Source organism: Pseudomonas sp. HS6-2 (assembly GCF_049325675.2).
GTDB classification, from domain to species: Bacteria; Pseudomonadota; Gammaproteobacteria; order Pseudomonadales; family Pseudomonadaceae; genus Aquipseudomonas; species Aquipseudomonas putida_N.
Genome location: NZ_CM143906.1, coordinates 3,306,997 through 3,331,859 on the forward strand (window position 1 = coordinate 3,306,997; position 24,863 = coordinate 3,331,859).

Here is a 24,863-nt window from a genome sequence, read left to right on the forward strand (position 1 = left end):
GCCGGCACAGGCGACGCGGCGACAACCATAACAACAGAGACCACAATCATGGCACACAGCCCCGCCCCTGACCAAGGCACGGATATCACCCGCAACGCGCTGTACCGGCGCATTACCCTGCGGTTGATCCCGTTCATTTTCATCTGCTACCTGTTCAACTACCTGGACCGTGTCAACGTCGGTTTCGCCAAGCTGCAGATGCTCGATGCACTGAAGTTCAGCGAAACCGTGTACGGCCTCGGCGCCGGCATCTTCTTCATCGGCTACGTGCTCTGCGGCCTGCCGAGCAACCTGGCGCTCAACCGCTTCGGCCCGCGGCGCTGGATTGCAGCGATGATGATCGCCTGGGGCAGCCTGTCGACTTGCCTGCTGTTCGTCACCACCCCCACCGAGTTCTACACCCTGCGCCTGCTGACCGGTGCGGCCGAGGCAGGCTTCTTCCCCGGGGTGGTGCTGTACCTCTCGCGCTGGTTCCCGGCTGACCGTCGCGGCCGCATCATGGCCCTGTTCATGTCGGCGATCCCGGTGTCGGGCCTGCTCGGCGGGCCGTTCTCCGGCTGGATCCTCCAGCACTTCGCCGCTGGCCAGCATGGCCTGGCCGGCTGGCAGTGGATGTTTCTGATCCAGGGCCTGCCGACCGTCGCTCTCGGTGTACTGGCCATCAAACTGCTCAGCGATGGTTACCAGAAAGCCGCCTGGCTGAGCCCGGCCGAACGCCAGCTGATCGCCGCCGACCTCGAGGCCGACGCCGCCAGCAAACCGAACGCCACCGGCGACAGCGTGATGGCCGTGTTGGCCAACCCGCTGATCTGGACCTTCGGCTTCATCTACTTCTGCATCCAGAGCGGCGTGTACGCGATCAACTTCTGGCTGCCGTCGATCATCAAGAACATGGGCTTTGACAACCCGCTGCTGATCGGCTGGCTGAGCGCCATTCCGTACCTGCTTGCTGGCGTGTTCATGATCCTCTGCGGCCGCTCGGCAGACCTGCGCAACGAACGCCGCTGGCACCTCGTAGTCCCGATGTTGATGGGCGCCGTCGGCCTGCTGATCGCAGTCAACTTCGCCGCCAACCCGACCATCGCCATCCTCGGCCTGTCGATCGCCACCATGGGCGCCCTCACCGGCCTGCCGATGTTCTGGCCGATGCCGACCGCGCTGCTCAGCGCCAGTGCCGCAGTGGCGGGCCTGGCGATCATCAACTCGGTGGGCCAGATGGCTGGCTTCCTCAGCCCGTACCTGGTCGGCTTCATCAAGGACCAGACTGGGTCTACCGATGTTGCGCTGTATTCGCTGGCCGCGCTGATCGTGCTGGGTAGCCTGGTGGCCTTGCGGGTTACCCGGGCTGGGGCGTTGAGTACTGCTCGGGTGAGTTGAGGCACCGGGGTGCAAACCCCGCGGCGAACACAAGAACACCGATCGTCAGCTCAACGCATCCCACTCCCACCCCAGGCGTCAAATGGTTCCAAAGCCCCCTTTGGAGAAGCCCCATGACCCAGCACGCCGTGGCCCGCCTCGAACAGCTCGATCCCAGGCGCCCCTTGCGCGTCCAGGCCGGCAACGAAGAGATGATCCTCGTCCGTCAGGGCGATCAGGTCCATGCCTACCAGGGCAACTGCCCGCACGAAGGCGCGCCGCTGGAGGAAGGCGTCATCTGCGGCGGCCTGCTGGTCTGCCCCTGGCACAAGGCCGCGTTTGCCGTCGATGAAGGCGCGGTGTGCGAACCGCCGGCGTTGACGGGCCTGCGCAGGTATCGGGCATGGGTCAAGGATGGCGAGGTATGGGTCGATGACCAACCCTTGCCACAGAGCGAGTCACCGCGCCACAGCGATGCCCGCACCTTCGTGGTGATCGGTGCCGGTGCCGCCGGCTCGGCGGCGGTGGCCACGCTGCTCGACCACGGCTTCGGCGGGCACCTGATCTGGCTCGACCAGGAACGGCAGCCCGCTTACGATCGCACCGCCTTGAGCAAATTCGTCATCGCTGGGGAGATGGCGCCCGACGAGGTGTCTGCCTTGCTGGAGCCCGATCAGCTGCGCAAGGGCCAGCTTGACCGGCGCTTCGGCAAGGTCCGTGCGCTGGATGCAAAAAAGCGCCAGATCACCCTCGCCGACAGCCAGCACATCGAATACGACGCTGCCCTGCTGGCCACCGGCGGCAAGCCGCTGCGCCCGCAGCTGCCGGGTGTCGACCTACCCGGCATCATGACCTTGCGCTCGCGCGAGGATGCCGCGCGCCTGCTCGATGCCGCCGAACCTGGGCAGCCGGTGGTGATCGTCGGTGACGGCTTCATTGGCCTCGAAGCCGCCTCGGCACTTCGAAAGTATGGCGCGCAGGTGCATGTGGTCACACGTCACGAAGTACCGTTGGCCAAACAGCTGGGCGAGCGTATCGGGCGCTGCATTCGCGAGCTGCATGAGCGCAAGGGCGTGGTGTTCCACGGCCCGACCGAAGTCGAGCGCTTTTTGGGCGAAGACAAGGTCGAAGCCGTGCAATTGACCAATGGCGAGCGGCTGAGCACCTCCCTGGTGCTACTCGGAACGGGAGTGAAGCCGGCCACGGCGTTCGTGCAAGGTGTGCAATTGGCCAAAGACCAGTCAGTGTCGGTCAATGCAGAACTGCATGCTGCCGATGGGCTCTGGGCCGCTGGCGATATCGCCACCTTCCCCCACGCAGGGCAGCCGGTGCGCATCGAGCACTGGCGGCTGGCCCAGCAGCACGGCGTGATTGCGGCGGCCAACATGCTGGGTGAGCAACGGCGCTACAACGATGTGCCGTTCTTCTGGACCTACCAGCACGGGCGCACCTACGAGGTGCTGGGACATGCCCGGAATTGGGACCGCATCGAGTTCGTCGGTGAGCCGGAAAAAGGCGATTTCGTTGCCCTGCAGTGTGTCGGAGACCAAGTCCAGGCGGTGGTAGCCAAGGGCTATTCGGATGCCATGGCGACGCTGTCACAACGGATGAAGCGGCCCTTGAGCCTGAATGAAGCCCTCGCGCTGATTGGCTGATTTCACCTCCCCTGTGCCCTTTTAAACCCCGTCGGTTCTGTGTAAAACAACCGGATCATTCCCCGCAAAGGATACTCGGCATGATCTACCGTCCCCTGGGCCAATCCGGCCTGCAAGTCTCCGCCCTGACCCTGGGCAGCATGATGTTCGGCGAGCAGACCGGCACCGAGGATGCGTTGCGGATCATCGACAAGGCCTGGGACCAGGGCATCAACTTCATCGACACCGCCGACGTGTACAACGCCGGACGCTCCGAGGAGATCGTCGGTGAAGCGGTAGCGCGCCACCGCCAGGACTGGATCGTTGCCTCCAAGGTCGGCATGGGGCCTACTGATGGCCTGCCCAACCGCAGCGGGTTGTCGCGCAAGCACATCTTCAATGGCATCGATGCCACGCTGACGCGCATGCACCTGGACTACCTGGACATCTATTACCTGCATCGCGAAGACCACAAGGTGCCGCTGGAAGAAACCGTGCGCGCCATCGGCGACCTGTTGCAGCAGGGCAAGATCCGTTACTGGGGGGTGTCCAATTACCGTGGCTGGCGCATCGCCGAGCTCTGCAACCTCGCCGAGCGCCTGGGTGTGGCCAAGCCGGTGGTAAGCCAGCCGCTGTACAACATCGTCAACCGCCAGGCGGAGCCTGAGCAGATGACCGCTGCCACGTATCACGGCCTGGGCGTAGTGCCGTTCAGCCCGCTGGCCCGTGGTGTGCTCAGCGGCAAGTATGCGCCAGGGGCCGAGCCCGAAGCGGGCAGCCGCGCTGCACGCCAGGACAAGCGCATCATGGAGGTGGAATGGCGCCAGGAGTCGCTGGCCATTGCCCGGCAGCTGCAGGACTACGCTCAGGCCAAGGGCGTGGGCCTGGTCGAGTTCGCGATTGCCTGGGTGCTCAACAGCCAGCTGGTCAGCTCGGCCATCGTCGGGCCACGCACCGAGGCGCAGTGGGATACCTATGGCGGCGCACTGGAAGTGAAGATCACAGCCGAAGACGAGGCATTCATCGATTCGCTGGTGACGCCGGGGCATGCGTCGACGCCGGGGTTCAATGATGTGGCGCACTTTGTCAGTGGGCGGTTGGCGCGTCGCTGATCATTCTCCTGCCCCAGCCTCTTCGCAACTGTAGGCGCGGATTTGGTTGCCAGCCCTGGCGCATGACTTGAGCCTTGTGTGACAACAATGGCTGGCGATGCCTCAAAACAGCTGCCAGGTGTAAACCAGGGTCAGCCGGTTCTCGTCGATATCACTGCGGTAGTTGGAGCGCGCCATGGCATTGCGAACCCTGATGCCCAGCCCTTTCAGCACCCCACTCTGCACGGCATAGCCTATATCCAGATCGCGTTCGCGATCCTTGCCTTCGTACCCCTTGCCTGTGTCGACGTTGTTCCCGGTGATATAGCGCACCGTCGCCGTCAGACCTGGAACACCCATGGCCGCGAAGTTGTAGTCGTAACGCAGCTGATACGAACGCTCGTCGGTATAGGCAAACTCATAGGTCGGCACTTCGTTGCCCAACGGCGAAATGTTGGCGAACACCCGTGGGAACGGGCTGTCGCCATAGATGCCCTGGTAGCCGGCGTGGAAACTGTGGCCACCCAGCCGGGCAGTGAACATCGAGAAAAACGCCTGGTTGTCGATCTTGCCCAGCAACGCATCGCCATCCTCCTGGGCGGTGAAATAGCCAAGATTGGCACTCAGCACCCAGTCCCCCACCGGCTTGCTGTGCTTCAGGCCCAGGAAACCCTGGTGGTAGATATCTTCAAGCTGCCCGTACCACAGGCTGACGCTGCTCTGGTTGGCGTTGAACGCATAGTCACCGCCCACATAGTTGAAGGCATCGCTTTCGGCCTGGCGCTGGGGCACATGGCCGAGCATGGCGTTCATCTTGCCATCGCCGCCCTCGTTGCGCAGGTGGGTGCTGGTCAGGTGCCCGGCCTGCACGGTCAGCCCGTCGATTTCCGCCGAGCTGATGCTGGTGCCCTGGTAGGTCGGCGGCAGCAGGCGGATATCACTGAAGGTCAGCACCGGCAGGTTGGGCTGCAACTCGCCCACGCGCAGCTCGGTCTTCGACAGCCGAGCCTTGAAAGCGAGGCCCAGGCGGCTGTACTCGTCAGCCGCGCGGCCATCACCGTGCACCGGCAGCAGACCGGTGTTGACCCGGTCCGGGCTGCTGTCGAGCTTGATGCCGAGCAGGCCCAGGGCGTCGACGCCAAAGCCAACCGGGCCCGGCGTGTAGCCGGACTTGAAATCGAGGATGAAGCCCTGGGCCCACTCCTCGGCCTTGGACTGCTGGTTGGCCCCAACGATGTCGGAAAAATCACGGCTGAAGTAGTAATTGCGGGCGCTGAGGCTGGCCTTGGCATCCTCGAAGAAGCCGCTTTCGGCCGCGAGCAAGGAGGGGCTGAGCAAAGTCAGCCCGATGGCGACGCAGGGGGTGTGGTTCATTCCGAAGCTCTCTTGATCTTGTTGTTATGGATAAAGCGCGGGAACACGGGTTTTCAGGAATTGCGGCGCAGCACCTCGCGGGGTTGCGGGCGGCGCAGGCGCAGCAGCCCATGGGCCAGCAGGCCGAACAGCAGCCCCCAGAACGCCGCCGACAGGCCCAGGAAGGACACCCCCGAGGCGGTGACCAGGAAGGTGAACAACCCGGCATCGCGTTCGCTGGGCTCGGCCAGGCTGCGCGCCAGTGCCTCGCTGATGGCGCCGTACAGGGCAAGCCCGGCCAGCGCGGCGATCAACGCGGCAGGGAACGCGGCGAACAGCGACATCAGCGTCGCCCCGGCAATCCCCAGCAGCAGGTACAGCGCGCTGCCGGCGACCGCCGCGATGTAACGCCGACGCGGGTTCTCATGGGCTTCATGACCGGTGCACAGGCTGGCGGTGACGGCCGCGAGGTTCAGGCCATGGCAACCGAACGGTGCGAGCAGCGCGCCGGCCAGTGCGCTGGCACTGATCAGCGGGCTGGCCGGCGTGGCATAGCCCGCGTTGCGCAACACCGCCATGCCCGGCATGAACTGCCCGGTGAGTGCGACCAGCACCATGGGCAGTGCCAGGCTGAAGGTCGCCGCCAGGCTGAACTGCGGGGTGATCCACTGTGGCGAGGCCAGCTCCAGCACCAGCGCCTCGCTGCGAAAGGCACCGCTGGCCACCGTCACCTTGGCGCCGACACCCAGTACTGCTGCCACGGCATAGCGCGATTGCAGCCTGCGCATCAGCACGTAGGTCGCGAACATCGCCAGCACCAGCAGCGGCTGCACCGGCAATGCCCGGAACACTTCGGTGCCGAAGCTGAACAGGATGCCGGCCTGCATGCCCGCCGCGATGGAGCCAGGCAGGTGCGCGATGATTCGATCAAAGGCCCCGCTGATGCCGATCAGCAGCAGGACCAGGTTGGCCACCAGGTAGGCACCTACAGCCTGTTCCAGGCCGAGTTGGGGCAAGGCGGTGACCAGCAGCGCCGAACCCGGGATCGACCAGGCGATCACCACCGGTACCCGATAATGCAGGCTGAGCAGCGCACCAAGTACGGCGCTGCCCATGGACACGGCCCAGACCCAGGACGACAGCATGCCGTGGGACAGGCCGGCGGCTTCGGCGGCATGGAAGATGATCACCAGTGGGCCGGCGTAGGAAATCAGGGTCGCGATGCAGCCGGCGACCAGGGCTGACAGAGAGCAGTCCTTGAGCAGGGTTTTCATGAGACTTCTCGCAAGGCATCGGCCGGCCTTGGTGGCTGGCTCTTGTTCTGTGTTGGCTTCTTCGCGGGCAGGCCTGCGAAGAAGCCAAGGCGATGTATCAGGCCTCCTGCAAGGCCCGTGGCCGACCACTGCGCTGTTCATCCGCATTGGCCTGGGCCTTCTGCAGCTGGAAGTCGAACTTCAACTCGGCATGGCGCCCCTCTGCCCCTTCATGGAACACCACCTCACCCACCAGCCCGTCACGGGTGGCGTAGGCGAAGTCGTCCCACAGGTACTTGTCCCCGGCCAGGTTGATCTGCGTGGTCAGGTGGCGATGCCCCGGCGCCGAAATGAAGAAGTGCACGTGGGCCGGGCGCTGGCCATGGCGACCGAGCAGGTCCAGGCATTCCTGGGTCGGGCCCTGCGGGTCGCAGCCATAACCGGACGGCACGATGGAGCGCGCACGATAACGGCCTTCGGCATCGGTGATGATGCGTCGGCGCAGGTTGTATTCGGACTGGCGCTGATCGAAGAACGAGTAGGTGCCACGGGTATTGGCATGCCACAAGTCGACAATGGCGCCGGCCAGCGGCTGGCCCTGAGGGTCGAACACCTGGCCCTCGAGGAACATGACGGTAGCCACGCCCTCCTCGCTGCCGTCGTCCATGCGCACTTCACCTTCAGCGAGCGGCGCACCGGCCACATACAGCGGGCCTTCGATGGTGCGCGGGGTGCCGCCGGTCAAACCGACTTCGGCGTCCTTGGCATCCTGCAGCAGGTCGAGGAAGTGCTCGATGCCTAGGCCTGCCACCAGCAACCCGGCCTCACCGCGCCCGCCGAGGCGGTTGAGATAGTCGACGGCGTGCCAGAACTCGTCCTCGGTGATTTCCAGGTCTTCGATCAGCCGCGCGGTGTCCTGCAGCACACGCTGGACGATGCGCTTCAGGCGCGGGCTGCCTTGGTCGTTGCCAAAGCCGGCGGCTTCTTCGAAGAACTTCTGGATATCGGCAGTGTGGGAAATCTTCACGGTCATGATGGTTACCTCATCGTGTTCTTGTGCAAAGGGTTGAATCAGCGGTCGTCACTGTGGATCGACGACGGGTGGCGGCACAGGCCGTCGACCTCGATTTCCATGTACGGGAACAGCGGCAGCTGCATCAGCGTGTCGTGCAATGCCTCGACGCTGGGCACGTCGAACACGCTGTAGTTGGCGTAGTGCCCGGCGATGCGCCACAGGTGGCGCCAACTGCCCTCGCGCTGCAGGCGCTGGGCCAGTTCCTTCTCGTCGGCCTTCAGTTGCGCGGCCTTGGCCGGGTCCATGTCGACCGGCAGTTTCACGGTCATCTTCACGTGGAACAGCATGTTCAGTTCTCCTGTTGATTCAGCGGCGGGCAAAGCGCGCCAGGCGTTGTTCGTCGAGGGTCAGGCCCAAGCCCGGGGTGCGCGGCACGTGCAGCTGGAAGTCGTGGTACTGCGGCGGCTCGTTGACGATCTCTTCGGTCAGCAGCAGCGGCCCGAACAGCTCGGTGCCCCAGGTCAGCTGGCGCAGGGTGAGGAAGGCATGGGCCGAGGCCAGGGTGCCGATCGAGCCTTCGAGCATGGTCCCGCCGTACAGGGCGATACCAGCCGCTTCGGCGATCTGCGCGGTGCGCAGCACGGCGCGTGGGCCGCCGTTCTTGGCGATCTTCAGGGCGAAGATGCTGGCCGCGCCATTGGCGGCCAGGCTGAAGGCGTCCTCGACGCTCTCGATGGATTCGTCGGCCATGATCGGTGCCGGACTGCGCTGGTTCAGGCGCACCTGGCCACCGCGGTTGATGCGCGAGATCGGCTGCTCGATCAGGTCGATGCCGTTGTCGCCGAGCACCTGGCAGGCGCGAATGGCTTGGGATTCGTCCCAGTACTGGTTGACGTCGACGCGCACGCTGGCACGTTCGCCCAGCTCGCGCTTGATCGCCACCACGTGCTTCAAATCCTGCTCCAGCGGGTTGGCGCCGATCTTCAGCTTGAACACGCGGTGCCGGCGGATCTCCAGCATGTGCTCGGCTTCGGCGATGTCGCGGGCGGTGTCGCCGCTGGCCAGGGTCCAGGCCACTTCCAGGCTGTCACGCACGCGGCCACCGAGCAGTTCGCTGACCGCCAGGCCGAGGCGCTTGCCCTGGGCGTCGAGCAAGGCGCTTTCGATGCCGGACTTGGCAAAGGTGTTGCCCTTGGCCAGCTTGTCGAGCTTGAGCATGGCGGCATTGATGTTGTCCGCAGGCAAGCCGACCAGCGCGGGGGCAAGGTGCGCGTCGATGTTGGCCTTGATGCCCTCGGGGCTCTCGTAGCCGTAGGCCAGGCCGCCGATGGTGGTGGCCTCGCCGATGCCTTCGACGCCGTCGCTACAGCGCAGGCGTAGCACCACCAGGGTCTGCTGCTGCATCGTGTGCATCGCCAGCTTGTGCGGGCGGATGGTCGGCAGGTCGACGATGATCGCGTCGATGCGCTCGATGGTCGGGCTTGTCATGCAAAAGCTCCAGTTCAGTCAGTGAATAATCAGGCCGTCGCCAGATGGGCCTGGCGCCGGCCGCTGGCCAGGTGCACGGCCATGGCCAGCGCGGCAATCGCACCGGGGATGGCGAAGGCGATGAAATTGAGTTGCAGCGGCAGGTTGATGCCCATCAGCGCACCGCCGAGCAACGGGCCGACGATGGCACCGTTGCGGCCGATGCCCGACGCCCAGCCAAGGCCGGTGGAACGCACCGACAGGCCGTAGAGTTGGGCAGCACCGGCATACAGCAGGATCTGCGTGCCAATGGTGGTGGCGCCGGCGATGAAGATCAGCAGGTACAGCACCGGCATCGGGCTGTTGACGCCAAGCAGGCCGATCGACAGCGCCGCCGCGATGAAGAAGGCCACCTTGACCTTGACCAGGTTGTAGCGGTCGCCCAGCCAGCCACCGAGAATCGCCCCGGCCATGCCGCCGAAGTTCAGGGCCAGCAGGAACGACAGGCTCGACCCCAGGCTGTAGCCGGCGTTGGCCATCAGCTTGGGCAGCCACGAGCTCAGCGCGTAGACCATCAGCAGGCAGCAGAAGAAGGCCAGCCACAGGGCCAAAGTGCGGACGGCCAGGCCATTGCGGAACAGTTCCAGCACCGTGCTGCCGCCACCTTTGCGGTCCGTCGCCTGCAGCGCGTCATCCGCCTGCACATCGCAATCCGGGTCCAGGCGTTTGAGCAGCTGGCGCGCTTCATCGGTACGCCCCTGCCGCACCAGAAAGCCTATGGACTCCGGCAGGTAATAGAGAATCACCGGCAACAGCAGCAGCGGCACCGCAGCGGCAAAGAACATCGACTCCCAGCCAAAACGCGGCAGCATGAAGATGCCGACACCTGCCGAAAGCATGCCGCCCAGCGAGTAACCGCTGAACATGATCGCCACCAGCGTGCTGCGCACGCGCTTGGGCGCGTATTCGTTCATCAGCGCCACGGCATTGGGCATCAGGCCGCCGCAGCCGAGGCCGGCGATGAAGCGGTAGATGCCGAACTCGCCGGGGCTGCTGGCAAAGCCGTTGAGGATGGTCGCCCCGGAGAACAAGGCGAAACAGATGGCGATCCCTTTCTTGCGCCCGATGCGGTCAGCCAGGCTGCCGAATGACAGGGCGCCGAACATCATGCCGAACAGCGCGTAGCTGCCCAGCGCACCGGCCTGCAACGGGGTCAGGCCCCACTCCTTCATGATCACCGGCAGCACGACGCCGTAGATGAACAGGTCGTAGCCGTCAAAGATCAGCAGCAGGCCGCACAGAGCCATGATCAGCCAGTGGAACGGTGTAAAGCGGGCGTTATCGATGATCGGGTGTACGTCAAGGGTTCGCATGGCATCTGTCTCTCTTGTTGTTGTTTTGGAGGAACGCTTTGCCGGGGGGCTTTGCATGGGGAGGGTTCAGCCGAGGTCACCGCCCCCCACCGGCAAGGTTACGCCGGTGATGTAGGAGGCCTCGTCGGAGGCCAGGAAGAGGATCGCGCCGACCTGTTCGTCGATGCTGCCGTAGCGGTGCATCAGGCTGCTGTCGAGGGTCTGGTCGACGATCTGCTGGTACCAGGCCTTTTCCTGCTCGCTCTGCTCGCTGGTGTTGCGCGGCACCCGGCGCGGGGGCGCTTCCGTGCCGCCTGGCGCGGTGGCGTTGACACGAATGCCGCGGCCGGCGGTTTCGAAGGCCAGGCACGCGGTGAGCGCGTTGACGCCGCCCTTGGCCGCGCCGTACGGCACGCGGTTGACCCCACGGGTGGCGATCGACGAGACGTTGACGATGGCGCCACTGCCGCGTTCGAGCATGTACGGCAGCGCCGCGTGGCAGCACCACAGGGTCGGGAACAGCGAGCGGCGTACTTCGGCCTCGATCTGGTCGACCTGGTAATGCTCGAAAGGCTTGGCCCAGATGGTGCCGCCGACGTTGTTGACCAGGATGTCGAGGCGGCCGAAGGTTTCCACCGCCGTGGCCATGACCCGGGCGCAATCGGCATGCAGTTCAAGGTCGGCGGTGAGGGTCAACATGCCCTCCCCGGCCAGTTCGTGGACCAGCTCGGAACGGTCCACCGCCACCACCTGCGCGCCTTCGGCCTTGAGCCGCCAGCACACGCCGCGGCCGATGCCCTGGGCGGCGCCGGTGACCAAAGCGACCTTGTTGTGGAATCGGTTGTTCACGTCGATCTCCTTTCAATCCCGCAGTCAATAAAAGGAGGCCACCGTCACCCGCACGATGCCGGTGGCCCCAAGTAAACTCAGGCCGCCGCTGCAAACTTCTCGTAGTAGAAGTTCGCCGGGGTGATGCCCTGCTCGCGGATGTACTGGCTCACCGCCTCGACCATCGGCGGAGGCCCGCACAGATACACATCGACGTCGCCGTCATTGAGGTGCTGCGGCGCAATGTGTTGGGTCACGTAACCCTTCTGCGGGTATTGGCTGTCAGGGTTGGCCACGCAAGCGCTGAAGGTGAAGTTGGGGATGCACGCCGCCAGGTCCTGCAGGCGGTCCAGTTCGACCAGGTCGAAATCGTTGGTCACCCCATAGATCAGGTGCAGCGGGTGCTCGCTGCCCTGTTCGGCAATCTTCTCCAGCATCGCCGTGAACGGCGCCAGGCCCGTACCACCGGCCAGCAGCAACAGCGGGCGCTGGATCGGCCGCAGGTAGAAGCTGCCCAATGGGCCAGCCAGGCTCATGCTGTCGCCGGCCTTGGCCAGGCTGGTGAGGAAGCTGCTCATCAGGCCGCCTGGCACGTTGCGGATCAGGAAGCTGACCTCGCCGTCCTTCTGCAGCGAGCTGAAGGAATAGGCGCGGCTCTGGTCACTGCCAGGCACCTTGAGGTTGACGTACTGCCCCGGCAGGAACGCCAGGCGGCTCAGTGCCTCGCCCTTGATCGACAAGGCGATGGTGCTGGCCGACAGCTGGCGCACCTGGCTGATGGCCGCCTCGAAGCTGGCTTGTTCGGTCTTGCACAGTTGTGACGAGGCCGGAATGCGCACCACGCAGTCGCTTTCGGCGCGCATCTGGCAGGTCAGCACGTAGCCTTCGGCGATTTCATCCTCGCTCAGGGCGTCTTCGATAAAGTTGTCGCCCAGGTCGTAACGCCCGGATTCGGCCTTGCACTTGCACGTACCGCAGGCGCCGTCGCGGCAGTCCAGCGGGATGTTGATGCCCTGGCGGTAGGCGGCATCGGCCACGGTTTCATGGCCGCTGGCCTCGATGAAGCGGGTGACCCCGTCTTCGAAATTAAGCGCGATCTGGAAGCTCATGTTGCACCTCACGGGCGAGCCTGGCCGCGGCGCACCCAAGGGCACACCGAGCGGCTCGCGTTACCTCGGATCAGATGTGGTAGATGTCGATGACCTGACGCACGTAGTCGTTCTTCAGCACCACCTTCTTGGCCTTGATCAGCGGCTGCTCGCCGCGCAGGTCAAGGGTGTAGAAACTGGTGCCGAAGTAGCTGTCGGTGGTCTTGTAGCGAAAGCTCAGGGTGTGCCAGTTGAAGCGGACCTGGCAGCTGCCTTCGCTTTGCTCGACGATCTCGATGTTGCTGATGTTGTGCGAGGTACGGGTGTCCGGCACGGTCGCACTGGAGCGCTCGGTCTTGATGCGGAACACGCGGTCTTCGAGGCCGCCACGGTTCCCGTACCAGATAAGCGAGATTTCGCTCTGAGGGTCTTCGGTGAGGGTGTCGTCATCGTCCCAGGACGGCATCCAGAAGGTTGCGTCGCTGGCGTACAGCTCAAGCCACTGGTCCCACTGGGCATCGTCCAGGTAGCGCGCCTCGCGGTAGAGGAAGTCGCGCACGGTGTCATGCAGGCTCATTGCACGGCCTCCACGGGGATCAGCTGGGTTTCCTGTTCGAGGGCTTTGATCATGGTGTCCTGCCAGTACTTGTGCTGCAGCACGAACAGGCCTTCGTCCTCGGTGCGCACGCCCGACAGCAGCGGCTTGAGTTCGATTTCCTTCGCCGCCTCATCGGCACCTTCGACCCAGTGCTGTGCACCACGGGACATATCGTTCCAGCCGGTGCCGCCGCCGTAGCCGGTCTGGCAGGAGCGGAACTCTTCCAGGTCGTCCGGGGTGGCCATGCCACTGACGTTGAAGAAGTCTTCGTACTGGCGGATGCGCTTGGCCCGGGCATCGGCGCTCTCGCCTTTCGGCGCGATGCAGTAGATGGTGATTTCGGTCTTGTTCACCGAAATCGGCCGGGCGATGCGGATCTGCGAACTGAACTGGTCCATCAGGTAGACGTTCGGGTACAGGCACAGGTTGCGCGAGTTCTCGATCATCCAGTCGGCGCGGGCCTGGCCGAAATCGGCGGCCAGCTGATCGCGGCGCTCGAAGGCCGGGCGGTCTTCGGGGTTGGCCCAGCGGGTCCACAGCAGCAGGTGGCCGTGGTCGAAGGAATAGAAACCACCGCCCTGCTTGGCCCAGGCGCCGGCACTCATGGTCTTGATCTCGTCACCCGCTTCGCGCTGCTTGCGTTGGTTCTGGGTGGCGGCGTAATTCCAGTGCACGGAGCTGACGTGGTAACCGTCGGCGCCGTTCTCGGCGGTGAGCTTCCAGTTGCCCTCGTAGATGTACGAGCTGGCACCGCGCAGCACTTCCAGGCCTTCCGGGGACTGGTCGACGATCATGTCGATGATCTTGGCAGACTCGCCGAGGTGCTCGACCAGCGGCTTGACGTCTGCATTCAGGCTGCCGAACAGGAAGCCACGGTACGACTCGAAGCGGGCGACCTTGGTCAGGTCATGAGAGCCGTCGCAATTGAAGCTGTCGGGGTAGCCGGCATTGCTCGGGTCTTTGACCTTGAGTAGCTTGCCGCTGTTGTTGAAGGTCCAGCCGTGGAACGGGCAGGTGTAGCTTGCGCGGTTTCCGCGCTTGTGTCGGCAGAGCATGGCGCCGCGGTGGCTGCAGGCGTTGAGGAAGGCGTTGAGTTCGCCGTCCTTGTTGCGCGCGATGAAGACCGGCTGGCGCCCCATGGTCAGGGTGAGGAAGTCGTTTTTCTCGGGGATCTGGCTTTCATGGGCCAGGTAGATCCAGTTGCCCTCGAAGATGTGCTTCATCTCCAGGTCGAACAGGCGCGGGTCGGTGAACATCTCGCGTTTGCAGCGATAGACGCCGGTTTCACGGTCGTCCTCAAGCATGGCATTGAGGTAGTCGAATCCCAGGGACATGGCCAGGGTCTCCATTGTTATTGTTCAGACCGGGTCAGGTTAGAGCTTGCCCTGGGGTGGCAATATCCATCGTGTGCAGAGTGCTATCCGTTTTGTGCAATTATTGGCGCGATAGCATTTATCCATTGAACAGTGCGCATCGCCTGAAGTAAGCTCGGGCTCATTCACTGGAGAGCAACATGCCGAAACACACCCGCAATCACGCCAACCACACCGGTCGCACCCTGCGCCCAGTGCTGGCCGTTGCCGGCTGCCAGGCTGCTGCCAGCTATTACTTTGGGTATTGGTTTAGCCACTAGGCGCCGATACCCACCCGGCGCCCACCTTCGAGGGGCCGCCGAACATGAGAATACTCAAACCCCCGGTCGGCTCCCCGCCCGGGGGTTTTGCTTTTCAGGCCATTGCACTTTTACCGATTCGAACTGAGGACAGATTCATGAACTACGCCACTTATTACTACGCAAGCACCTATGCCTGGCGATTTAGCCAATCCCGTTCGGGCCAGCCTGCCGCCTCCGATCGGTCCATCACGGGTGGCAATGCTGCAGATCATCAATCAACGAATAGTCGAACACCTCAATAGGGCCGACCGCGCGGGCCAGAACCCGCCGTCCGCCCAGGGAACATACGCCATGCAAGCCTCGAACCTCGCTCTACCCCTGACCCAACCGCACGCTGCCAACACCTCCGTTAGCCAGCGCCTGCCCAGCCCGCACCTGCTCAAGCAGCAGATGCCGCTGTCCAGCGAACTCGCCCAGCAAGTTCACAGCCACCGCCAGGCCATCCGCGCCATTCTCGAAGGCCGCGATGAGCGCCTGCTGGTGATCGTCGGTCCGTGCTCGATCCACGACCCCCGTTCGGCCCTGGAATACGCCGACCGCCTGGCGGCGCTGAGCCGCGAAGTCGATGACAAGCTGCTGCTGGTGATGCGCGCCTACGTGGAAAAACCCCGCACCACGGTGGGCTGGAAAGGCCTGGCCTACGACCCGCACCTCGATGGCAGCGACGACATGCATGCCGGCATCGCCCTGTCCCGCGGCTTGATGCTGAGCATGATCGAACGCGGCCTGCCGATCGCCACCGAGTTGCTGCAACCGATGGCCGCCGGCTACTTCGATGACCTGTTGGGCTGGGCGGCGATTGGCGCACGCACCACCGAATCGCAGATTCACCGGGAAATGGTCAGCGGCCTGGAGCTGCCGGTCGGTTTCAAGAACGGCACCGACGGCGGCGTCGGCATCGCCAGTGACGCCATGCGCAGCGCGGCGGCCCCGCACCGCCACTTCGGCATGGATGCGCAGGGCTACCCGGCGATCATCGAAACCCTGGGCAACCCGGATACCCATCTGGTACTGCGCGGCGGCCACAAGGGCCCGAACTACGATGCCGCCAGCATCGCCCTGGCCCGCCAAGGCCTGGCCAAAGCCGGTTTGCAGGCACGCATCGTGGTCGACTGCAGCCATGCCAACAGCGGCAAGGACCCAGCCCGCCAGCCCGCCGTGTTCGAGGACGTGCTGGCCCAGCGCCTGGCCGGTGACCGCTCGCTGGTCGGCGTAATGCTCGAAGGCCACCTGTTCGATGGCTGCCAGGCCCTGGGCAAGGGCGCGCTGAAATACGGCGTGTCGATCACCGATGGCTGCCTGGGCTGGAGCGCGACCGAAACCCTGCTGCGCGAGGCCGCGGCCCGTCTGTGAAGTGCCTACAGCAAGCCTGGCGAGACATCACCCGATCAAGTGCGCTAGGCTTGCCGTTTTCACCCCCAAGGAGCAGTACCCATGGCACGCGCCACCGCACGTCACATCCTCGTCGCCACTGAAGACAAGTGCAACGAACTGAAAGCCCAGATCGAAGCCGGTGCCGACTTCGCTGAAATCGCCAAGGCCAATTCCACCTGTCCGTCCAGCCGCCAGGGCGGTGACCTGGGTTCGTTCGGCCCAGGCCAGATGGTCAAGGAATTCGACACCGTGGTGTTCAGCGCCCCGGTCAACACCGTACAGGGCCCGGTCAAGACCCAGTTCGGCTATCACCTGCTGGAAGTGACCAGCCGCCAGGACTAAGTCATCGAATCCGATGACTATCCCTGTGGGAGCGGGTTTACCCGCGAATAGGCCAGCCCAGGCAACTACATTGCCGGCTCGCGCCTCTTCGCGGGTAAAGCCGTTCCCACAAGCCATTTTTGGGGTCGTGCTTTTGTGTATGGGCTGGATGGCCCAAGCTGCGCCCACCCACGCTTTGACCGTCTACGGCGAAGCCCCCCGCTACAGCGAAACCTTCCGCCACTTCGAATACGCCAACCCCGACGCTCCCAAGCGTGGCCTGATGCGCCGCTCAGCCATCGAGATCGGCCAGTTCGACCATATCCTGCCCTACATCGACAAAGGCATCGGCGTCAGCGAGGTCGATGGCTGGCTGTATGCGCCCCTGGCGCAACGCTCGTTCGACGAACCCTATACCGTTTACGGCCTGATCGCCCGGCGCATGGAACGTGGCCCGGACGACGCCTGGCTGCGCTTCGAGATTGAGCCCAAGGCGACGTTCGCCGATGGCAAGCCGGTGCGCGCCGAAGATGTGCGCTTCAGCTTCAATAAACTCATGACCGAAGGCAGCCTCAAGTACCGCACCCAGTTCGCCGAAGTCGCCGGGGTCACGGTCGAAGGCCCGCTGCAGGTGCGCTTCGACTTCAAGCAGCCCCACGGCCGCACCCTGGCCCTGGACCTGGCCAGCCTGCCGGTGCTGCCCGAGCACGATTGGGCCAACCGCGATTTTGCCAACGGCGCCGGTTTCGACAAGCCGGTCGGCAGCGGCCCTTACAGAATCGGGCGCATCGACAACGGCCGCAGCATCACCTTCGAACGCGACCCGAACTGGTGGGCCAAGGACTTGCCGGTCAATCGCGGGCGCTACAATTTCGAACACATCCGCATCGAGTATTTCGGCGATACCGAAGTGGCACGCCAGGTGCTCAAGGGCGGTGGCTACGACTACAACCGCGAGTTTTCCGCCACCGCCTACACCCTGGGCTACAACGGCGCGCAGCTGGACGATGGCCGCCTGCAACGGGCCCATCTGGGGCCGGCCAAGCCTCAGGCGGCCCAGGGCTTCGTGTTCAACCTCGACAAGCCCCAATTCAAGGACCGCCGTGTGCGCCAGGCACTGGCCATGCTCTGGGACTTCGAGTGGAGCAACCGGCAGATGATGCGCAACATGTACATCCGCCAGCAGAGCGTGTTCTCCAATACCCCGCTGGCGGCCCGCGAACTGCCGGATGCGGGCGAGCTCAAACTGCTCGAACCGCTGCGCGGCCGGGTGCCGGACGAAGTCTTCAACCAGGTGTTCACGGCGCCGGTCACCGACGGCTCGGGGATCATTCGCCCGCAACAACTGCAGGCGCTGGCCTTGTTACAACAGGCCGGCTGGCACCCCGACGGTGATCGCCTGGTCAACGCCCAGGGCGAGCCGCTGGAATTCACCTTCCTCAACGGCCAGTCCGGCATGGAACGCCTGCTGCTGCCGTGGAAGCGCAACCTGGCACAGATAGGTATCAGCCTGAACATTCGCAACGTCGATTCGGCGCAGTACGTGAACCGGTTGATGGCCCGCGACTACGACATGATCGTCACCGGCTATTCGGTGACCCTCTCGCCAGGCGCCGAGCTGTACAACTACTTCGGCTCGGCCGCCGCCAACGACCCGGGCTCGAACAACCTGATGGTGCTCAAGGACCCGGTGGTGGACCAGCTGATCGACGGCCTGGTGCGCGCCGATACCCAGGCCGACATGCTGCACCACGCCCATGCCCTGGACCGGGTGCTGCAATGGAACTACTACTGGATCCCCAACTATTACCCGCCCGGCAGCTCGACAGTGTGGTGGAACCGCTTCGGCCTGCCGAAAATCCAGCCCGCCTATGACGAAGGCCTGGACAGCTGGTGGGAAATCAGCCCGACCGCACTGACCAACGCGCAGATGGCCGAACGGCAGAAGGCCCAGCCATGACCAGCTACATCTTGCGGCGCCTGCTGCTGATCATCCCGACCTTGCTGGCGATCCTGCTGGTCAACTTCGCCATCGTCCAGGCCGCCCCCGGTGGCCCGGTCGAGCAGGCGGTAGCGCGGCTGCAGGGCCTGGGCGGCGGTGCGCCCGGCTCCCGGGCCGAAGTGGTACACGGCGAGTCCCGAGCCACCCGCGGCCTGGACCCAAAGCTGATCGAGGAGATCAAGCGCCAGTACGGTTTCGACAAGACCGCCTCGGAACGCCTGTGGCTGATGCTCGGCCAGTACGCCCGGCTGGACTTCGGCCAGAGCTTCTTCCGCGGCGCCAAGGTCACCGACCTGATCCTCGACAAGCTGCCGGTGACCCTGTCACTGGGCTTCTGGGCCACGCTGATCACCTACCTGGTGTCGATCCCGCTGGGTATCCGCAAGGCAGTACGCCATGGCAGCCGCTTCGATACCTGGAGCAGCGCGCTGATCGTGGTCGGCTATGCCCTGCCCTCGTTCCTGTTCGCGCTGCTGCTGATCGTGCTGTTCGCGGGCGGCACCTCGCTGAACTGGTTCCCGGTTCGTGGCCTGGTATCGGATGACTTCGACCAGCTCAGCCTGCTGGGCAAGGTCACCGATTACTTCTGGCATCTGGTGTTGCCAGTCGGCGCACTGGTGATCGGTGGCTTCGCCACCCTTACTCTGCTGACCAAAAACGCCTTTCTCGATGAAATCTCCCGCCAATACGTGGTCACTGCCCGCGCCAAAGGCCTGAGCGAACGCCGCGTGCTTTATGGGCATGTGTTGCGCAACGCCATGCTGCTGGTGCTGGCCGGCCTGCCCCAGGCGCTGATCACAGTGTTCTTCGCCGGCTCGTTGCTGATCGAGGTGATCTTCTCTCTCGACGGCCTTGGTCGCATGAGCTACGAAGCAGCGGTGTCACGCGACTATCCGGTGGTGTTCGGCACGCTGTTCATCTTCACCCTGGCCGGCCTGCTGTTCCGCCTGATTGGCGACCTGGCCTTCACCGTGCTCGACCCGCGCATCGACTTCGACACGAGGGCGCACTGATGCTGTCGCCGGTTTCGCGTCGTCGCCTGCAGCGTTTTCGTCGCAACCGCCTCGGCTGGGTGTCGCTGTGGCTGTTCGCCGGCCTGCTGGCGCTGAGCCTGTGCGCCGAGCTAATGGCCAACGACAAGCCGCTGCTGCTGAGCTACAAAGGCGATTTGTACATGCCGGCGCTCAAGCGCTACAGCGAGCAGCAGTTTGGCGGCCAGCTGCCGTTCCAGCCGGACTACCGCAGTGCCTATGTGCGCCAGCTGATCGAGGGCCAGGGCGGCTGGATGCTGTTCGCCCCCATCCCGTTCAGCGCCGACACACCCAACTACGACCTGCTGGTGCCCACCCCCAGCCCGCCGAGCGCGAGCAACTGGCTGGGAACCGACGACCAAGGCCGCGACGTGCTGGCGCGGGTGCTTTATGGCACGCGCACCTCGCTGTTGTTCGCCTTTGCCCTGACGGTGATCAGCGTGCTCATCGGCGTCGGCGCCGGCGCGCTGCAAGGCTATTACGGCGGCTGGGTGGACCTGTTCGGGCAGCGCTTGCTGGAGGTATGGTCGGGGCTGCCGGTGCTGTACCTGCTGATCATCCTCAGTGGCTTTGTCGAGCCGGATTTCTGGTGGTTGCTGGGCATCATGGCGCTGTTTTCGTGGCTGGCCCTGGTCGATGTGGTGCGCGCCGAATTTCTGCGTGGGCGCAACCTCGAATACGTGAAGGCGGCGCGTGCCTTGGGGTTGTCAGACACCCTGGTGATGCTGCGCCATGTGCTGCCTAATGCGATGAACGCGACCTTTACCTATGTACCCTTCATGCTCACCGGGGCCATCACCACGCTGACGGCGCTGGATTTCCTCGGCTTCGGCATGCCCGCCGGCAGCGCTTCACTGGGTGAGCTGGTGACTCAGGGCAAGCAGCACCTGGAAGCGCCGTGGTTGGGTTTTACCGCGTTCTTTGCCCTGGCGGTGATCTTGTCGCTGCTGGTGTTTATCGGCGATGCCTTGCGTGAGGCGTTCGACCCCAGACGATAGGTTTCAGGATTTTAACCATGCATGACAGAGACAGCCTCAAGGACTACCCCCAGGTACGGCAACTGGCGATCCGCTCGCTGTTCGAGATCATCGAGCAATCCAGCGAAGGCACGGTGATCGTCGGCCGTGATGCACGCATCGTCTGGATGAACGAGCGCTACGCCCGGCGCTTCGGCCTGGCCGACGCAGCCAGCGCGATCGGCCAGCCGTGCGAGGCGGTCATTCCGGGCAGCCTGATGCGCCAGGTAGTGAGCGATGGCCGGCCGATCCTGCTGGACATGCTCGATACCCCCAACGAGCCGCTGGTGGTGATGCGCCTGCCGATTCACGATGCCCAGGGCGCCCTGATCGGGGCCATCGGCTTCGCCCTGTTCGAAGAGCTGCGCAGCCTGTCGCCCTTGCTCAAGCGCTATGCGAGCATGCAACAGGAACTGGCCAGCACCCGCTCGCAATTGCGCGCACGCCAGGCCAAGTACAGCTTCGCCCAGTTCGTCGGCAGCAGCCCGGCCAGCCTCGAAGCCAAGCGGCGCGCAAGGCGCGGTGCGGGCAGCGATTCGCCGGTGCTGCTGCTGGGAGAGACCGGCACTGGCAAAGAGTTGTTGGCCCATGCCATTCATGCGGCTTCGGCGCGGGCGCACAAGGCCTTTGTCAGCATCAACAGTGCGGCAATCCCCGAAACCCTGCTGGAAGCCGAGTTTTTCGGCACCGCACCCGGTGCCTTTACCGGCGCCGACCGCAAGGGCCGCAGCGGCAAGCTGCAACTGGCCGAGGGTGGCACGCTGTTCCTCGACGAGATTGGTGACATGCCGCTGGCTCTACAGAGCAAGCTGCTACGCGTACTGCAGGAAAAGGAGTACGAACCGGTTGGCTCGAACCAGATGCTGCGCAGCGATGTGCGCATCATTGCCGCCACCTCCATCGATCTGCAGGCGGCCATGGCCCGTGGGGCATTTCGTGCCGACCTTTACTACCGGTTGAATGTGCTGCCGATTGAAGTGCCGCCGCTGCGCGAGCGCGTCGAAGACTTGCCGGCGCTGTGCGAAGCAATCCTGGCCGAGCTGGGCAGCCAGTACGAGCTGGAGCAGGACGCCCAGGCATTGCTGGCGCGGCATGGGTGGCCGGGGAATATTCGTGAGCTGCGCAACGTGTTGGAGCGGGCGACGTTGCTGGCCGACCAACCGCGCCTTGGTGTCGCCGACCTTACGGCGGCACTGGGGCCGCTGAGCCCGGTCGCGGATCAGGAACAACGGATGAGCTATCGTGAGGCGTGTGAACAGTTTGAGCGCAGGCTACTTGCCGGGGCGTTGGCCGAGCATGCGGGAAATGTGCCCGAGGCTGCCAAGGCGCTGGGGTTGGGGCGCTCGACTTTGTACAAGAAGATGGTAGCGCTCGGTCTCTGAATGGAGACTTTTGTTTCATTTTTGAGATTGCCGCGAGGGCTGCTCTCGAACGCGGATAAACGCGCTCTTACAGGGGTACGCGGTCTCCGGTAGGAGCGCATCCATCCGCGATGGTCGCACAGCGGCCCCTGCAATCTCAAAATGGAGACACAGCCATTAAACAAAACAAAAAATTCCTTTAAGTTCATATAGTTAAGAAATTGGCACGATTCCCGCTATCTCCCGGCCACCCATAACAACAAGACTCACCCAGGAGATCCATCCCGATGACCGTGCTCATCGCCCTCGCCGCTCTGGCCCTGCTGATGCTGGCCGCCTATCGCGGTTACAGCGTGATTCTCTTCGCCCCCATCGCCGCCCTCGGCGCCGTCCTGCTTACCGACCCGGCCGCCGTAGCCCCCGCGTTCACCGGGGTGTTCATGGAGAAGATGGTCGGTTTCATCAAGCTGTACTTCCCGGTGTTCCTGCTCGGCGCCGTGTTCGGCAAGCTCATCGAGCTGTCCGGCTTCTCGCGCTCGATCGTCGCCGCCGCTATCCGCCTGCTTGGCACTCGCCAGGCGATGCTGGTGATCGTGCTGGTCTGTGCCCTGCTCACCTATGGCGGCGTATCGCTGTTCGTGGTGGTGTTCGCGGTGTATCCGTTCGCCGCCGAAATGTTCCGCCAGAGCGACATCCCCAAGCGCCTGATCCCGGCGACCATCGCCCTGGGCGCGTTCTCGTTCACCATGGATGCCCTGCCCGGCACCCCGCAGATCCAGAACATCATCCCCAGCACCTTCTTCAACACCACCGCCTGGGCTGCGCCATGGCTGGGGCTGATCGGCACGCTGTTCGTGTTTTGCAGCGGCATGCTCTACCTGCAGCGCCAGCGCAACAAGGCCCAGTGCGCGGGTGAAGGCTACGGCAGCAACCTGCGCAACGAACCTGAAACCGCCACCGACCTTGCCCTGCCCAACCCCTGGCTGGCGCTGTCGCCGCTGGTACTGGTGGGGGTGATGAACCTGCTGTTCACCCACTGGATCCCGCAGTGGTACGGCCCCAGCCACACCCTGCAGTTGCCGGGCATGAGCGCACCGGTCAACAGCGACGTGGCCAAGCTCACGGCAATCTGGGCGGTGCAGGCTGCCCTGCTGGTGGGCATCCTGATGGTGCTGGTATGTGCCTTCGGGGTGATTCGCGAGCGCCTGGCCGAGGGCACCAAGAGTGCAGTCGGTGGCGCCTTGCTGGCGGCCATGAACACCGCCTCCGAGTATGGCTTTGGTGCCGTCATCGCTTCGCTGCCGGGCTTTCTGGTGCTGGCCGATGCGCTGCGCGGGATTCCTAACCCGCTGGTCAACGAAGCGATCACCGTGACCTTGCTGGCCGGCATCACCGGCTCCGCCTCGGGTGGCATGAGCATCGCCCTGGCGGCCATGAGCGACAGCTTCATTGCTGCGGCCCATGCCGCCAACATTCCCCTCGAAGTGCTGCACCGGGTGGCCGCGATGGCCAGTGGCGGCATGGACACCCTGCCACACAACGGCGCGGTGATCACCTTGTTGGCCGTGACCGGGCTGACCCACCGCGAAGCCTACAAGGACATTTTCGGTATTACCCTGATCAAGACCCTGGCGGTATTCGTGGTCATTGCCACGTTCTACGCCACCGGCATCGTCTAAGGAGTATTTACATGACTTTGAAAGGCAAGACGGCACTCGTCACTGGCTCCACTAGCGGCATCGGTCTGGGCATCGCCCAGGTACTGGCCCGGGCTGGCGCGAACATTGTGCTCAACGGTTTCGGCGACCCGTCGCCGGCATTGGCAGCGGTCGCCGGCCAAGGCGTCAAGGTTGCCCACCACCCGGCGGACCTGTCCGATGTGGCGCAGATCGAAGCGCTGTTCGCGATGGCTGAGCGCGAGTTCGGCGGCGTCGACATCCTGGTCAGCAACGCCGGCATCCAGCACGTGGCGCCGGTGGAGCAGTTCCCGCTGGAAAGCTGGGACAAGATCATCGCCCTCAACCTCTCGGCCGTGTTCCACGGGACCCGCCTGGCCCTGCCCGGCATGCGCGCGCGCAACTGGGGGCGGATCATCAATATCGCTTCGGTGCACGGTCTGGTCGGCTCCACCGGCAAGGCGGCCTATGTGGCGGCCAAGCATGGCGTGGTCGGGTTGACCAAGGTGGTGGGGCTGGAAACCGCCACCAGCAACGTCACCTGCAACGCCATCTGCCCAGGGTGGGTGCTGACCCCGCTGGTTCAGAAGCAAATCGACGATCGTGCTGCCAACGGCGTCGATCCGCAGCAAGCGCAGCACGATCTGCTGGCCGAGAAGCAACCTTCGCTGGCCTTCGTCACCCCCGAACACCTCGGTGAGCTGGTACTATTCCTGTGCAGCGAGGCCGGTAGCCAGGTTCGCGGTGCCGCCTGGAACGTCGATGGTGGCTGGTTGGCCCAGTGACGGGCGGCCTGGGCCTGGCAACGGTTTTGCACTCGTTTACCTGCAAGGAGGCCCTATGCGCCCAACCCCAATGACCGCGATCTTTGCCCTGACTCTGGCCGCCGCCGCTCCGGCGATGGCCGCCAGCCTCAAGGACGTCGCGCCCTATCCCGAGGCGGAAAAAGGCTTCACCCGGCAGGTCATCCACCTGCCGGCGCAAACCGATGAATCGGCCCACAAGCTGGAAATCCTGGCCGGCAAGACGCTGGAAGTGGACTGCAACCGCCAGCGCCTGGCCGGCAGCCTGGAAGAACACACCCTCGAAGGCTGGGGCTACAGCTACTACCGCCTGGACAAGGTCGGTGGGCCAGCCAGCACCCTGATGGCCTGCCCGGATGGCAAGAAGACCCAGGCCTTCGTGCCGGTGGTCGGTGAAGGCTTCATGCTGCGCTACAACAGCAAACTGCCTGTCGTGGTGTATGTGCCCAAGGGTGTCGAAGTGCGTTATCGCGTGTGGTCGGCATCGGAAGAGGTGCAAAAGGCTAAAGTGGAATAAGTCACCCCGAGGGCCCTTCACGGGCCCTCAACCCCAAGCAGTCTCTGGAGGT

General features: G+C 64.3%; 22 protein-coding genes. 12 read left to right on the forward strand and 10 right to left on the reverse strand.

Translation table 11 applies throughout. From position 1 onward, the window contains the following. The first annotated feature begins 48 nt into the window (after window positions 1-48). From ACOKS3_RS15330 to ACOKS3_RS15340, 3 genes are all read left to right on the forward strand, one after another. Window positions 49-1,377 carry an MFS transporter gene (locus ACOKS3_RS15330; RefSeq protein ID WP_422764264.1) on the forward strand — a complete coding sequence of 443 codons (1,329 nt, stop codon included), beginning with the start codon at window positions 49-51 and terminating at the stop codon, window positions 1,375-1,377. A gap of 113 nt (window positions 1,378-1,490) precedes the next feature. Next, on the forward strand, window positions 1,491-3,011 hold the full coding sequence (locus ACOKS3_RS15335; protein ID WP_103447449.1) for an FAD-dependent oxidoreductase: 1,521 nt from the start codon (window positions 1,491-1,493) through the stop codon (window positions 3,009-3,011). A gap of 80 nt (window positions 3,012-3,091) precedes the next feature. Continuing rightward, window positions 3,092-4,102, forward strand: a complete 1,011-nt coding sequence (locus ACOKS3_RS15340; protein WP_103447450.1) for an aldo/keto reductase — start codon at window positions 3,092-3,094, stop codon at window positions 4,100-4,102. Window positions 4,103-4,204: 102 nt separating this feature from the next. Here the strand turns inward: ACOKS3_RS15340 and ACOKS3_RS15345 are convergent, their stop codons facing one another. From ACOKS3_RS15345 to benA, 10 genes are all read right to left on the reverse strand, one after another. After that, complete coding sequence (locus tag ACOKS3_RS15345) at window positions 4,205-5,455, reverse strand: OprD family porin (protein ID WP_103447451.1); 1,251 nt, start codon at window positions 5,453-5,455, stop codon at window positions 4,205-4,207. Between the two features lie 53 nt (window positions 5,456-5,508). Continuing rightward, the gene (locus ACOKS3_RS15350) at window positions 5,509-6,708 is read right to left on the reverse strand and encodes a benzoate/H(+) symporter BenE family transporter (protein WP_422764263.1); all 1,200 of its coding nucleotides are present in this window, start codon (window positions 6,706-6,708) and stop codon (window positions 5,509-5,511) included. A gap of 97 nt (window positions 6,709-6,805) precedes the next feature. After that, window positions 6,806-7,720: a catechol 1,2-dioxygenase gene (gene catA, locus ACOKS3_RS15355; RefSeq protein ID WP_103447453.1), complete on the reverse strand. Its 915-nt coding sequence runs from the start codon at window positions 7,718-7,720 to the stop codon at window positions 6,806-6,808. Window positions 7,721-7,758: 38 nt separating this feature from the next. Beyond that, complete coding sequence (catC, locus tag ACOKS3_RS15360; RefSeq protein WP_463581443.1) at window positions 7,759-8,049, reverse strand: muconolactone Delta-isomerase; 291 nt, start codon at window positions 8,047-8,049, stop codon at window positions 7,759-7,761. Between the two features lie 19 nt (window positions 8,050-8,068). Continuing rightward, window positions 8,069-9,190 (reverse strand): muconate cycloisomerase family protein, encoded by a 1,122-nt coding sequence (locus ACOKS3_RS15365; RefSeq protein WP_463581444.1) that lies wholly within the window; start codon window positions 9,188-9,190, stop codon window positions 8,069-8,071. A 29-nt stretch (window positions 9,191-9,219) separates the two neighbouring features. Next, window positions 9,220-10,542, reverse strand: a complete 1,323-nt coding sequence (locus ACOKS3_RS15370) for an MFS transporter (RefSeq protein WP_422763702.1) — start codon at window positions 10,540-10,542, stop codon at window positions 9,220-9,222. A gap of 66 nt (window positions 10,543-10,608) precedes the next feature. Continuing rightward, the gene (locus ACOKS3_RS15375; protein WP_103447455.1) at window positions 10,609-11,370 is read right to left on the reverse strand and encodes a 1,6-dihydroxycyclohexa-2,4-diene-1-carboxylate dehydrogenase; all 762 of its coding nucleotides are present in this window, start codon (window positions 11,368-11,370) and stop codon (window positions 10,609-10,611) included. A gap of 77 nt (window positions 11,371-11,447) precedes the next feature. Then, entirely contained in the window at window positions 11,448-12,458 is a 1,011-nt protein-coding gene (gene benC, locus ACOKS3_RS15380) for a benzoate 1,2-dioxygenase electron transfer component BenC (RefSeq protein WP_103447456.1), read from the reverse strand. A 70-nt stretch (window positions 12,459-12,528) separates the two neighbouring features. Beyond that, window positions 12,529-13,014 carry a benzoate 1,2-dioxygenase small subunit gene (gene benB, locus ACOKS3_RS15385; protein WP_103447457.1) on the reverse strand — a complete coding sequence of 162 codons (486 nt, stop codon included), beginning with the start codon at window positions 13,012-13,014 and terminating at the stop codon, window positions 12,529-12,531. Further along, the gene (gene benA / locus ACOKS3_RS15390; RefSeq protein WP_103448261.1) at window positions 13,011-14,369 is read right to left on the reverse strand and encodes a benzoate 1,2-dioxygenase large subunit; all 1,359 of its coding nucleotides are present in this window, start codon (window positions 14,367-14,369) and stop codon (window positions 13,011-13,013) included. The genes benB and benA overlap by 4 nt, the downstream gene beginning before the upstream one ends. 632 nt (window positions 14,370-15,001) lie before the next feature. Here benA and ACOKS3_RS15395 point away from each other — a divergent pair. The 9 genes from ACOKS3_RS15395 (at window position 15,002) to eco (ending at window position 24,811) form a co-directional block, all read left to right on the forward strand. Further along, window positions 15,002-16,063, forward strand: a complete 1,062-nt coding sequence (locus tag ACOKS3_RS15395) for a 3-deoxy-7-phosphoheptulonate synthase (RefSeq protein ID WP_103447458.1) — start codon at window positions 15,002-15,004, stop codon at window positions 16,061-16,063. Window positions 16,064-16,144: 81 nt separating this feature from the next. After that, the gene (locus ACOKS3_RS15400) at window positions 16,145-16,426 is read left to right on the forward strand and encodes a peptidylprolyl isomerase (protein ID WP_054884552.1); all 282 of its coding nucleotides are present in this window, start codon (window positions 16,145-16,147) and stop codon (window positions 16,424-16,426) included. A gap of 13 nt (window positions 16,427-16,439) precedes the next feature. Next, window positions 16,440-18,365 (forward strand): extracellular solute-binding protein, encoded by a 1,926-nt coding sequence (locus tag ACOKS3_RS15405; protein ID WP_422763701.1) that lies wholly within the window; start codon window positions 16,440-16,442, stop codon window positions 18,363-18,365. Further along, window positions 18,362-19,420 carry a microcin C ABC transporter permease YejB gene (locus ACOKS3_RS15410; protein WP_103447460.1) on the forward strand — a complete coding sequence of 353 codons (1,059 nt, stop codon included), beginning with the start codon at window positions 18,362-18,364 and terminating at the stop codon, window positions 19,418-19,420. The genes ACOKS3_RS15405 and ACOKS3_RS15410 overlap by 4 nt, the downstream gene beginning before the upstream one ends. Further along, entirely contained in the window at window positions 19,420-20,436 is a 1,017-nt protein-coding gene (locus ACOKS3_RS15415; protein WP_422763700.1) for an ABC transporter permease, read from the forward strand. Before ACOKS3_RS15410 ends, ACOKS3_RS15415 begins: the two co-directional genes overlap by 1 nt. 17 nt (window positions 20,437-20,453) lie before the next feature. Continuing rightward, window positions 20,454-21,836, forward strand: a complete 1,383-nt coding sequence (locus tag ACOKS3_RS15420) for a sigma-54 interaction domain-containing protein (RefSeq protein ID WP_422763699.1) — start codon at window positions 20,454-20,456, stop codon at window positions 21,834-21,836. A gap of 266 nt (window positions 21,837-22,102) precedes the next feature. After that, window positions 22,103-23,494 carry a GntP family permease gene (locus ACOKS3_RS15425; protein ID WP_422763698.1) on the forward strand — a complete coding sequence of 464 codons (1,392 nt, stop codon included), beginning with the start codon at window positions 22,103-22,105 and terminating at the stop codon, window positions 23,492-23,494. 11 nt (window positions 23,495-23,505) lie between these two features. Then, entirely contained in the window at window positions 23,506-24,276 is a 771-nt protein-coding gene (gene hbdH, locus ACOKS3_RS15430; RefSeq protein WP_103447464.1) for a 3-hydroxybutyrate dehydrogenase, read from the forward strand. A gap of 55 nt (window positions 24,277-24,331) precedes the next feature. Continuing rightward, on the forward strand, window positions 24,332-24,811 hold the full coding sequence (gene eco / locus ACOKS3_RS15435) for a serine protease inhibitor ecotin (protein ID WP_054884559.1): 480 nt from the start codon (window positions 24,332-24,334) through the stop codon (window positions 24,809-24,811). Window positions 24,812-24,863: the final 52 nt, after the last annotated feature.

Excerpts from the sequence above, each read along its gene's own strand:
- ACOKS3_RS15330 (WP_422764264.1), top strand. The coding sequence starts at position 49 with ATGGCACACAGCCCCGCCCCTGACCAAGGCACGGATATCACCCGCAAC.
- ACOKS3_RS15335 (WP_103447449.1), top strand. The coding sequence starts at position 1,491 with ATGACCCAGCACGCCGTGGCCCGCCTCGAACAGCTCGATCCCAGGCGC.
- ACOKS3_RS15340 (WP_103447450.1), top strand. The coding sequence starts at position 3,092 with ATGATCTACCGTCCCCTGGGCCAATCCGGCCTGCAAGTCTCCGCCCTG.
- ACOKS3_RS15345 (WP_103447451.1), bottom strand. The coding sequence starts at position 5,455 with ATGAACCACACCCCCTGCGTCGCCATCGGGCTGACTTTGCTCAGCCCC.
- ACOKS3_RS15350 (WP_422764263.1), bottom strand. The coding sequence starts at position 6,708 with ATGAAAACCCTGCTCAAGGACTGCTCTCTGTCAGCCCTGGTCGCCGGC.
- catA (WP_103447453.1), bottom strand. The coding sequence starts at position 7,720 with ATGACCGTGAAGATTTCCCACACTGCCGATATCCAGAAGTTCTTCGAA.
- catC (WP_463581443.1), bottom strand. The coding sequence starts at position 8,049 with ATGCTGTTCCACGTGAAGATGACCGTGAAACTGCCGGTCGACATGGAC.
- ACOKS3_RS15365 (WP_463581444.1), bottom strand. The coding sequence starts at position 9,190 with ATGACAAGCCCGACCATCGAGCGCATCGACGCGATCATCGTCGACCTG.
- ACOKS3_RS15370 (WP_422763702.1), bottom strand. The coding sequence starts at position 10,542 with ATGCGAACCCTTGACGTACACCCGATCATCGATAACGCCCGCTTTACA.
- benC (WP_103447456.1), bottom strand. The coding sequence starts at position 12,458 with ATGAGCTTCCAGATCGCGCTTAATTTCGAAGACGGGGTCACCCGCTTC.
- benB (WP_103447457.1), bottom strand. The coding sequence starts at position 13,014 with ATGAGCCTGCATGACACCGTGCGCGACTTCCTCTACCGCGAGGCGCGC.
- benA (WP_103448261.1), bottom strand. The coding sequence starts at position 14,369 with ATGTCCCTGGGATTCGACTACCTCAATGCCATGCTTGAGGACGACCGT.
- ACOKS3_RS15395 (WP_103447458.1), top strand. The coding sequence starts at position 15,002 with ATGCAAGCCTCGAACCTCGCTCTACCCCTGACCCAACCGCACGCTGCC.
- ACOKS3_RS15400 (WP_054884552.1), top strand. The coding sequence starts at position 16,145 with ATGGCACGCGCCACCGCACGTCACATCCTCGTCGCCACTGAAGACAAG.
- ACOKS3_RS15405 (WP_422763701.1), top strand. The coding sequence starts at position 16,440 with ATGACTATCCCTGTGGGAGCGGGTTTACCCGCGAATAGGCCAGCCCAG.
- ACOKS3_RS15410 (WP_103447460.1), top strand. The coding sequence starts at position 18,362 with ATGACCAGCTACATCTTGCGGCGCCTGCTGCTGATCATCCCGACCTTG.
- ACOKS3_RS15415 (WP_422763700.1), top strand. The coding sequence starts at position 19,420 with ATGCTGTCGCCGGTTTCGCGTCGTCGCCTGCAGCGTTTTCGTCGCAAC.
- ACOKS3_RS15420 (WP_422763699.1), top strand. The coding sequence starts at position 20,454 with ATGCATGACAGAGACAGCCTCAAGGACTACCCCCAGGTACGGCAACTG.
- ACOKS3_RS15425 (WP_422763698.1), top strand. The coding sequence starts at position 22,103 with ATGACCGTGCTCATCGCCCTCGCCGCTCTGGCCCTGCTGATGCTGGCC.
- hbdH (WP_103447464.1), top strand. The coding sequence starts at position 23,506 with ATGACTTTGAAAGGCAAGACGGCACTCGTCACTGGCTCCACTAGCGGC.
- eco (WP_054884559.1), top strand. The coding sequence starts at position 24,332 with ATGCGCCCAACCCCAATGACCGCGATCTTTGCCCTGACTCTGGCCGCC.